This is a genomic window from Streptomyces sp. NPDC002265 (genome assembly GCF_040296125.1).
In the GTDB taxonomy this organism is placed as follows: Bacteria; Actinomycetota; Actinomycetes; order Streptomycetales; family Streptomycetaceae; genus Streptomyces.
On record NZ_JBEOWS010000346.1, the window covers coordinates 1 to 10144 of the forward strand.

Consider the following 10144-nt stretch of genomic DNA (forward strand, 5'->3'; position numbering starts at 1 on the left):
CGTCCGACCGCAGCAAGACTCACTCCGACCGCCTGTTCTCCAAGCGGGCGGGCCTGGTGACGGCCGTCGCCCTCCTCCGGGCCGGAGGAGTGGCGACCGGTACCGCGACGGCCAGTGCCCACCACTGGCGCGACGACAAGGCCAGCAGCCCTTCCACCGCCTCGACCGTCCGCACCCTCGCGGACATCCAGGACATCGAGAAGCTGAAGGCCCGCTACTTCCAGGACATCGACACCAAGCAGTGGGCCGATCTCCAGGCGCTGTTCACGCCCGACGCGCACATCAACACCGGCCAGGAGTTCAACAGCCCGGCGGAACTGGTCAAGGCCACCAAGAGCCTGATCGCCGACGCCCCCACCGCACACCAGGGCCTCCTTCCGAACATCACGGTCAAGGGGGACACGGCATCCGGCACCTGGGTCATGGAGGACTACGTCAACCTGAAGGCAGGCGGCGGTTTCCATGGCTATGGCCAGTACCACGACACCTACAAGCGCATCGACGGACGTTGGTACATCACCGGATCGGTGCTGGAGCGGTACCGCATGGACCCCCTCCCCGACACGGGCCCCTATCAGGCCCCGCAGAAGACCAACTGACCCGTTGCCGGACCGCTGGGGCGCTGCCGCGCCCCAGGAAGGAGAACCATGAAAGCCGTCGGAGTGTCCCGCTTCGGAGGACCGGAAGCCCTGGAGATCTTCGAGATTCCCGAGCCGCACGCCGGTCTCGGCCAGGTCCGCATCCGGGTCCACGCCGCGACCGTCAACCCGGGGGACCGCTACCTGCGCAACGGAGCGATCGCCCACCTGGCGCCGGGACCGCCTTACATCCCCGGCATGGAGACGGCCGGCGTACTGGACGAGATCGGCCCCGAGTCGGTGACCGGCCTGCGCGTCGGTGACCGGGTGACGGCCATGACCATGCCGCTCATGGAACACGCCGGCGGCTACGCCGAATACGTGGTCCTCCCCGCCAGTTGGGTCGTCCGTGCACCGGCCGGCTTCACATACGCCCAGGCCGCGACCCTCCCCATGAACGGCCTCACCGCCAGGCAGGCCCTCGACCTGCTCGCCCTGACCCCGGGACAGACCCTCGCCGTCATCGGCGCGGCCGGCGTCGTCGGTGGATACGCCGTCCAGCTCGCCAAGGCCGACGGCCTCACCGTCATCGCCGACGCCTCACCCGCCGACCGGGAGCTCGTGCACGCGCTCGGCGCTGACACCGTGATACCCCGCGGCGATGCCGTCACCGACCACATCCTGCGGGCGGCCCCCGGCGGAGTGCACGGCCTCCTGGACGCAGCCGTCCTCGGCTCGGCCACCCTCGCGCCCGCGGTCCGGCCCGGCGGAGGAATCGCCGCACTGCTCGGCGAAGGCGCCAAAGCCATGCCGCCCGGCGAACTCGGCCGCCGCTCTGTTCGCCTGCACCCGGTCAACGTCCCCGACTCTCTCGGCGACCACGTCCGACTCGACCGCCTGCGCACCCAGGCGCAGGACGGCGCCCTCACCTTGCGCGTCGCCGGGACCTTTCCTCCGGAACAGGCTTCCGACGCCCACCGCCTTCTCGAAGCCGGAGGCGTTCGCGGCCGCCTCGTCCTGCGGTTCCGGGAGGAGGACGCGGACGAGTGATCGGGCCGCAAGACCGGGCGACCTGCCCGGGGGCGGTCACCAAGAACAGGCAGCTCGACCTGTCGGGTCGACGGTGTCAGAGCCATGGTGCAGCTCAGGCGCCTCGCCGATGGCTTTGTTCACGACTTCGGGCTCTGGTCCAACTTTTGGGCTCTGTCTCACTTTCAGTGGTAACGGTAAGTAGCTGTCGTGGCTGGCAGGCATACCCCCAGACCAGCATGGGTGAAGTGACCGTCGACACCGTGCACGGTCCGCTCGACGACGTGTCTGCGGCTGCTCTCCTCGGAGCTTGGACCAGGCACATCAGCGATGACGCTCTGCCACCACCGAATGTGAGACAGAGCCAACCTTTGTGGAGTGGTGACGCTCGGTGTTGCTGATGGCTGCCGTGCATGGTGATGTGCCACCACGACCGACAGGGGTGTCGGTGGGACGGTCGATAATGCCGGTCATGGCAGATCGCAGTCCGGTCGTCCGCTGAAACCGGCACGGCCACACCACCGTGGTTCGCGTGTGGGCAGCAGCGGACATCCTCCACAAAGCCCGCACGGCCGCTACGGCAGAAGGAAAAGACTAAAAACCGAACGCGCGAGCTCGAGGGCGTGATTGCGCACCTAAAGAGTTGTCCCGCAATGACCTGCCTGCTGCCTGGCATGATCGACGCGTGACCAGTGAACCTGAGCGGCAGGGCCGCATGAAGTACGTGCTGTTCGACGTCGATGGCACGCTGATTGACGCGGTGAGCAACCAGCGTCGGGTCTGGGGAATCTGGGCGGAGCGGTACGGGCTGGACGCAGACGAGGTCTACCAGGTGGCTCTACGGACGCGGCCGATGGAGACGTTCGCCCAGGTCGCTGTGGACCACGATCCGCGTGAGTGCCTGGCCACACTGCACGAGCTGGAAGACGAAGACGTCCGCTCCGGCGTCTATGCGGCTTTCGACGGCGCGTCGGAGCTGTTGCACGGCCTGCCATTGAAGTCCTGGGCGCTGGTGACCTCGAACTACGAGCACCGGGTGCGCGGCCGTTTCCTGCGAACGGGTTTGCCGGTGCCGGGCGTGATAGTGGACGCGGCCGCGGTCGAGAAGGGCAAGCCCTCTCCCGTCCCCTATCTGCGAGCAGCTGAGCAGCTCGGCGCCAGTCCGGGAGACTGCCTGGTCATCGAGGACGCCCCGTCCGGAGTGCGGTCCGGGCTGCGGGCCGGGATGACGGTGTGGGGTGTGAACGCCGCCGTCGCGGTGGAGGGCGTGCATCGCCACTTCGTCAGTCTTCGCGAGGCAGTACCTCACATCCTCGCCTTCGCGTCCGACCCTCACGGGAGCGCCGCAGTCTGAGCTCCTCCGCCGGCACCAAGCAGCAATCTCTCCCTCGCTGGGTGACCGAGAAGGCGAGCAGGTCAGCCAGCCCGCCGTAGATAATTTACGGGGCAAGACTTAGAGCAAAAATATGTTCGATCCACTCGCGGGATCTTCCGGACGACCTGGACCGGCTCCAGACCTGAGTGCTTAGCGTCTGGGCGTACTTGACGGCCACGACCGGCAGGTCCCGAGACGGTGTCCCGCCAAGTGGTGTAGCAGCGATCGCCGCGAAAGTGCAGGGTGTGGCCGGATGCGGGCAATAGTCGACCGGACGATCTGACGCTTTGTCAGTCGTTGACGTCTATGGCGCGGCGCTGCCGGCCTTGGCGCGCCCTTCTCCGAGGCCAGAGCCGCGGGTTCCGCTGCGGCCATCTCCGGCAAGACGGCTCGCCTGATGAGCTGTCAGGTCGCAGAGATGTCGTGCAGGCCGATTGGGCGCGTGACCTGCATCTTCGATGTGATCGCCGCTACACCGCTTGGCGGGACGCGACCGGCCCCGGCCCCGAGGTGTCGGGATCAATCGTTCAGTGCTCTCCGTACTGGGAGTGCTTCCACGGACAAGCCGCCGCGCCGGACCAGTCCAGTTGCCAATCGGGACGGATTCCGGTGGCCGTCCAGCCGCTCGGCCGGCGGGTCCTCCTGGGAAGCCCGGCCTGTCGGGCGTTGGCCGCCGCGTCGTACGCCTTGTGGGCGGCGTGAACCGCGTCAGCGGCACAGTCGGCCTGCCCGGTGAATACATGCACTCCCTGCCGGCTGTTGCTGAGCCGCGCAGGAACGCTGACCTGGTAAACCTGCGAAGACATCGTGGTTTCCTTTGGCCTCGTACACAAAAGGATGATCAGTGAGGGCAGGCGGGCGGTCGGTTCACGTCGTCGTCCTGCCTGTCGTGTCGTCATGTCCGCCATCGGTGAGGTGATCGACAGCTTGTGGACTGTTCTCCTGTCGCCGCTGAATGGCTCCGGTGGGTCCAACAACAGAAAGGCCCGATGACTTCCACTATTCGGATAAATCTTTCCTAAATGTGGAATTCGTAAAGACGTGTCGATCGGTCCACGCCGCCCGTTCGGACGGACCTTGGTGACAGGCCGGACCGCCGTTTCAGCGGGCAAGGGTGACGGTGATCGGCTGGTTGGGGCAGGCGGCGAGGCGCTCGGCGAGCGCGTTGTGCTCGGCGGGGTCGGCGGGGTCGGCGCACAACTGGTAGCGGGTCTTGTCGGCGACCCAGTTGGTGACGTACTCGCACCAGTAGGGCGCGTACGGCGGGAGCCACTCGGTGGGGTCCTTGTCGGCCTTGGACTGGTTGGAGGCTGCGGAGACTGTGATGAGCGCGCGGGGGTCGTCGAGGTCGTTGGCGTAGGCCTCGCGTTCCCCGGCTGTCCAGGCGGAGGCGCCGGAGTCCCAGGCCTCGGCGAGCGGGACCAGGTCTTATCCGTACCTTGCTGTTGGTGCCGCTGACGACGGTGACATGAGCGGGGTGCCCCGTGTCCTGTCTGTGGGCGGTGCGTTATCCGGTACAGCGGTGAGGTGCCGCTGACACTGGTGACAGAGGGGCAGACCGAGGCGCTGGTCGCCCGCCACCAGATCCAGTTCACCGCCTGTCACGGCGAGCCGATGTCTGGCTCGCAGGCCGCGCCGCCGAGACCCACGCCCTGCTCCAGGTCTTCGTCGCCCTGGACCAGGTCAGCGCCCACGAGGACGGGCAACTCCGGGCGGTTCGCGGGGCAGGCGCGACCGTCCGCCCCGAACCACGGTCCGTGGCTGACCCGCAGGGCTTCGGCGTAGTCGCGGGACGTCCGGATTGTGATCATCCGAGGCCGAGGAGTGCGAGGGGGCGGCGGGGGTCGCGGGCGTTGCGGCGGAGGCCGGCGGCGAAGTTCTTCACTCCTGCTGTCCGGAGGGCTCCTATGGCGAGGTTGCGCCAGGTGGCCATGGCGTGAGGTGTGTTGCCGGTCCGCAGTTGGGAGGCGTCCTCGGCGAAGGTGGTGTCGCCGACGTGGTGCAGGGCCTCGATCTTCCAGTGGTCGCGCACGAGTCGGGCGAGGTCGGGGTGGCCTGCTCGGCAGTCAGGCTGGTTTCGGCGTAGACGGTCTTGACGGTGGTCTGGCCGGTCTTGCGGTCGGTGCGCCGACGCTTGACCTGGACGGCCTGGCGCGCGCCGGGGAAGAGGAGATTGCTCACGGTGGCGACCTTGATCTGGCGGATCTCCGAGCGGCCGTGGCCAGCGTTCCTAGTACGGCCCTGGAGGGGGATGTTGTTCCAGGGCAGGGACTTGAGCTGCTTGCGGAGCTTCTTTTGGTTGTCCTTGACGATCACAATGTAGTGGGCCTTGCGGGCGAGGAGGTAGTCGGTGTGCTCCCGCTGGGTGTGCATCGCGTCGCTGGTGACCACGGTGTCGGCGAGGTCGGTGACAGCGTCCAACAGCGGCTGGAAGCAGGTGATCTCGTCGGTTTTCTCGCCGATGTCCAGCTGGGCAAGGAGCAGGCTGCTGGCGTGGTCGAGGGGGGGCAGGTGGATCTTCCGGCCCCTGGCCTTGGCCGCGTCGCGCAGGCTCTTGCCGTCCACGGCCAGACCGCGAAGCCCGGCCGTCGCCGTCGCCTTCGGTCGGCGGTCTGCCAGCCAGCGTCCGACGGCTCGGTCGAGCGCATCGGCGTCGACACGGGCCAGTAGTCGCCGGACCGTCGTCTCGGCGGGCAGAGCACGCCGGGGAATCAAAGGGTCGGGACGGGCGCCGAGCTGTCGGAGTACGTGGGCCGGGGCATCGGCAATCCATTCGCCGACCGCCGGCAGCGAGGTCGCTCCAGCCAGCACGGCACACGCGGTGAGTGCGAGCACGACGGCCAGCGGGTGACGTACCCCGCGCGGATCACGCGGATCCGGCACCTCGGCCGGCCGCTCCAGCAAGCTCGGGACCTGTGTGGATACGACCTCGGGCTGCTTGCGGAGCTGGTCTAGAGCAGGCGGGATCAGCGATGAAGCGTCAACAGGCACGGTCTTCCACTCGAATCACGGGGCGTCGAGAACTCCATGATCTTGGAAGCCCGTGCCTGTCACACTTCCAGGCGCCGCCACAGCTCCTCAACGGCTGAGGAACAGCGGGGCTGTCACCTATCCAAGGAACGCCGCGGTGGTGGCCACGAACCGGTCCGCGTCGTCGAGCCAGGGGAAGTGCCCGGCTCCGGGCTGGACAACGAGCCGGGCGTTCGGGAACAGTCTGGCGAGCTCGGCCATGGTGCGCGGCGGGGCACCGAGGTCGACCTCACCGGCCAGCACGAGCACCGGCGCTGCAAACCGGGCGAGAGCGGCACGAGTCGTGTCCTGATCGAAAGCGCCTTCGGCGCCATAGGCCGCCACGACCTCCAGGTCCTGCTGCTCTTGGTCAGCCGCCTGATGTGCCTGTGCCGCCGCGTCCCAACGCCCGTAGGAGAAAGGCGCGATGGCCTGCCAGCTCTCGGCGGTCGCCTGGCCCGCTACGATCGCCTCCAGAGCCGCGAACGCCACCGGGAACCACGGCTCGTCCCGGCGCAGCTGCGCGGTCTCGCGCCGGAGCTCACCCGGGATCGCGATACCGACGGCTCGGACGCTCGCCGTGATCAGCGAAAGCGTGCTCACGTGCTCCGCATGGCGGGCCGCATACAGCGCAGCCAGATTCGCGCCGGCGCAATGCGCGAGCAGATCCATCCGCTCCAGGCGCAGGTGCGCACGCAGGGCCTCCACGTCATCGACCAGGCGATCGCAGCGGTAGCTGGCGGCGTCCTCCGGCACCGCGGACTGACCGGTGCCGCGCAGATCCAGCCTGATCAACTGCCGGTGCGCGGACAGCCCGCCGAGGTCGCCGAGGTAGGCGGAGGCCGTCGGCCCTCCTGGCAAACAGACCACAGGCGGGCCGTCGCCGACTACGTGGTAGGCGAGCTTGGTGCCGTCGTGCGCGGTGAAGAAGTCCATGCCCGGCAGCCTGGGGGAGGCGATGAGCGGTGGCTATCGTTTAGCCACAGCTACACGATAGGGGCGCCCGAATGGCGGTCGAGATCAGGTTCACCGCGGCGTCCGTCGCCAAGGTGCGGTTCGCCATCTCACCGCTGGGCGAGACGGTACTGGCACTGCGGATCCTGCTGGGCACCGGCGGGCACGCGGTCCACCAGCCATGGGTGCGCCAGGCGCGGCCGCTGCTGGCGGACGAACGAGAACTGCCGCTGCTGCGTGCACTGATCGCGGGACCGTTGCCGTCGTTCCTCTTCCCGGTACCGGGAGAGCGGCTGCCGTCGATGGCGGCGGAGTTGGACCTGCTGCGGGCGACAGAGGAGGACTTCTTCCGGCGTGAGTACGGCGCGGTCCTGCGCGTACCGGCCGAGGAGGCCCCTGAGCCGGCGGCGGTGCTGCCGCGGCTGGCGGAGGCGCTCCTCCGCTGCTACGAGCTGATGATCGCTCCGCACTGGGGCCGGATGTTCGCGGTGCTGGAGGCCGACATCGGCAGGCGAGCGCTGACCCTGGTGGACGGCGGGGTGCAGGCACTGTTCGGCGCGTTGCACCGGGATATCGCTTGGGACGGTGGCCAGCTGGTGGTGCACGGCCGACGGACCCCGCACTCCGTCTACACGGTGGACACCGGCGGACATGGCCTGGTCGTGCTGCCCAGCGTCTTCAACTGGCCGAACGTGGGTGTCGACAAGTCCCCGGTCGCCGCCGCGTCGATCCGCTATCCGGCCACGGGCGTCGGACTCCTCTGGGAGCCGTCCCCGCCTCCACTGGCGGGCCTGGCCCCAGTGCTGGGCCACACGAGGACGGCGCTGCTGGCCGCTTTGGCCGAACCCTTGACGACCGCGGCCCTGGCCACACGCCTGGGCGTCACCCCCAGCGCGGTCTCGCAACACCTGCGCGTGCTACGAGGCGCAGGCCTGGTAGCGACACAACGCAATGGCCGCACCGCGCTCCACCTACGCACGGAACGAGCGACCCATCTGTTGGGCGCCACCTCTCCGTAGCGCCGCTGGCAGCGTGCCCAAGCCTCAGTCATCCGACAACCCCCCAAGAGTGAGGATCTCCAGACAGGAGATCACTACAAACCAGACGGCCCTCGACTACGCCGAAGTCGTGGGGTTCGGGGTGGTGCGGGAGGGGGTGCGAGAAAAAGCCGGGGTATTCGTCTGCGGTGAGAGGAGACACTTTCCCCGCAGGTCGGGTGTGGAATTTTCTCGGAACATTCGCTGGTGGGTGTGGTGGAGGCAGGTGTTCAGTCTCTTCGGGGAGGGTGCATTTCCGGTCGGAATGAGTTGATGGAACTCCCGGTGGATGTCGTTCCGGTGTGTCGGGGGTCTTTCGTTTTCGACCCGCCGGATTCGTCGGCCGCCCGGGTGTTCTTGCCGGTGCATTCTCGGGTGTAATAGGGGTGGCTGGGCGGGACTCCTGTGCCGTTTGGCCTGCTGCTTATTTCGTCGGGTTCTTGTCGGCGGGTTCGGTTCGGACCGGTCGGCCTCCATTGGCGGCCGGGATTTTGCGTGTGATGTCGTTTCCCGGGCGGAGATTGCCCTGGAAATTGGAGGAGAATCGATCGGTGAAGCGTGTGGCTGGAATTCTGGCTGCTGCGGCCCTGGCGGCCGGTGCCGTCGTGGTGTTGCTGGCGGGTCCGGCGGCAGTCGCTGCGGCGTCCGGCCCCAGGACGCTGCCCGTGACCGTGAGTCACCCGCCGGCGTTTCGTGACCACGGCGGTGCCCGGGGCCGTGGCGGTGGCTGGGACCGTGATGGTGAGCGGGGTCGTGGCGGTGGTCGGGGTCGTGATGGTGACCGGGGTCGTGGCGGTGGCTGGGACCGTGGCGGTGACCGGGGTCGTGGCGGTGGCTGGGACCACGGCGGTGACCGGGTCCGTGGCGGTGGCTGGGGTCGTGGCGGTGACCGGGGTCGTGATGGTGGCGGTGGTCGGGGTCGTGATGGTGGCTGGGGGTTGGGCTGGGTCGGCTGGTACGACGAGGGCCGTGATGATGTGGGGCGCCATGGTCGGTGGAGCGATTGCCGCGGCTGGGGGCACCGTCACCACAAGTGCTGGGTGTGTGTGGCGGACGGCTGGCTGCGGTAGCTCTCAGGATGATCGTCCGGGTGCTGCCTGCGCTCACGCGAGGAGCGCGGTGGGCGGTGCCTGGATACGGGCGGGCGGGGGCTGGGCGCGACGGTGCGGCACCGTTGGGGTGTTGTGCCGTTGAGTTTGTGCGGCGTGGCGCGGCCGGGGGCCGTTCGTGGACCGGGGCTGGTTCCCGGCGGGTCCTGGCGGTTTTTTGGTGGCTCGCTGTCGTTGCGGGCGCCGTGTGTGCTCGCCCTCGCGTGCTGTGTCTGGGGACCCGGGCCGTAGGGGCCGTCCCCGGCAGGGCTGTGCCGTGGGAGGGCCTGGCCTTCTTCCGTGCCGGCCCGGGACGGGGACCGTTCGGTTCGGGGCGGCAGGCGTCGTTTGGCCGCGCGGTGTTGCGTCACCGGTGGTGTGTCACATCCGTGAGCAGTCGATGCCGTGTCCGGTGGTGATCGCGCCGGCCGGGGCCCGGCCTCGCAGGGCGGGGTGTGTGTCCGCCCCTGCTCGTGCGATGGCGGGGGTGAGCCGGCACGGGACGGCGTGTAAGGCCCGGGGCCGGTGCTCGGGGCCGGTGCTCGGGGCCGGTGCATGGGGCCGGTGCATGGGGCGGGTGCTCGGGGCGGGTGCACGGGGCGGGTGCATGGGGCGGGCTCCCCTTTTTTTGGTTCTGCGTCGGGGCAGGGGTCCGGTGCGGTGGCATCCGGGGGTCCGGGTGGGGCGGGCCGTTGGTTCCGGCAGAAGGGGAATGCGCAGTGGGCCAGGCTCTGCGTGGCCGCCCGCGTGACGGCCCGGACGGTGCCGTGCCGCGGCGCCCGTGCCTCGCCGTCCGTGAGCAGCCGCTGCCGTCGCTCGTGACGGATGCGCGCAGAGCACCGCAGCCGTCACGGCGGGTCGGCCGCGGGTCTCGTCCTGAAATGCGCGTGCCACGTCGAGGAGCCCCCGGGCGGGGGCGCGGCACGTTGATGGTGTCCCGCCAAGTGGTGTAGCAGCGATCGCCGCGAAAGTGCAGGTCGTGGCCAGATGCGGGCAATAGTCGACCGGACGATCTGACGCTTTGTCAGTCGATGACGTCTATGGCGCGGCGCTGCCGGCCTTGGCGCGCCCTTC

7 protein-coding genes are annotated in these 10144 nt (G+C 68.9%); 4 read left to right on the forward strand and 3 right to left on the reverse strand.

The window, feature by feature from the left end; translation table 11 throughout:
* The 3 genes from ABT085_RS38215 to ABT085_RS38225 all read left to right on the forward strand — a co-directional run.
* Positions 1-599: nuclear transport factor 2 family protein (locus ABT085_RS38215; protein WP_351619044.1), on the forward strand; the 599-nt coding region annotated here is incomplete at its 5' end.
* Between the two features lie 48 nt (positions 600-647).
* Positions 648-1628 (forward strand): NADP-dependent oxidoreductase, encoded by a 981-nt coding sequence (locus ABT085_RS38220; RefSeq protein WP_351619047.1) that lies wholly within the window; start codon positions 648-650, stop codon positions 1626-1628.
* A gap of 694 nt (positions 1629-2322) precedes the next feature.
* A complete protein-coding gene (locus ABT085_RS38225; protein ID WP_351619050.1) occupies positions 2323-2961 on the forward strand; it encodes an HAD family hydrolase in 639 nt (212 codons plus the stop codon).
* A 1622-nt stretch (positions 2962-4583) separates the two neighbouring features.
* On the opposite strand, the gene ABT085_RS38230 is transcribed toward ABT085_RS38225, so the two are convergent.
* The 3 genes from ABT085_RS38230 to ABT085_RS38240 all read right to left on the reverse strand — a co-directional run bounded on the left by ABT085_RS38230 (position 4584) and on the right by ABT085_RS38240 (position 6927).
* Positions 4584-4793: a hypothetical protein gene (locus ABT085_RS38230; protein WP_351619052.1), complete on the reverse strand. Its 210-nt coding sequence runs from the start codon at positions 4791-4793 to the stop codon at positions 4584-4586.
* A gap of 94 nt (positions 4794-4887) precedes the next feature.
* Positions 4888-5886, reverse strand: a complete 999-nt coding sequence (locus ABT085_RS38235; RefSeq protein WP_351619055.1) for an ISAs1 family transposase — start codon at positions 5884-5886, stop codon at positions 4888-4890.
* A gap of 204 nt (positions 5887-6090) precedes the next feature.
* A complete protein-coding gene (locus ABT085_RS38240; RefSeq protein ID WP_351619058.1) occupies positions 6091-6927 on the reverse strand; it encodes an alpha/beta fold hydrolase in 837 nt (278 codons plus the stop codon).
* 71 nt (positions 6928-6998) lie between these two features.
* On the opposite strand from ABT085_RS38240, the gene ABT085_RS38245 reads away from it, so the two are divergent.
* Positions 6999-7964 (forward strand): ArsR/SmtB family transcription factor, encoded by a 966-nt coding sequence (locus ABT085_RS38245; RefSeq protein WP_351619060.1) that lies wholly within the window; start codon positions 6999-7001, stop codon positions 7962-7964.
* Positions 7965-10144: the final 2180 nt, after the last annotated feature.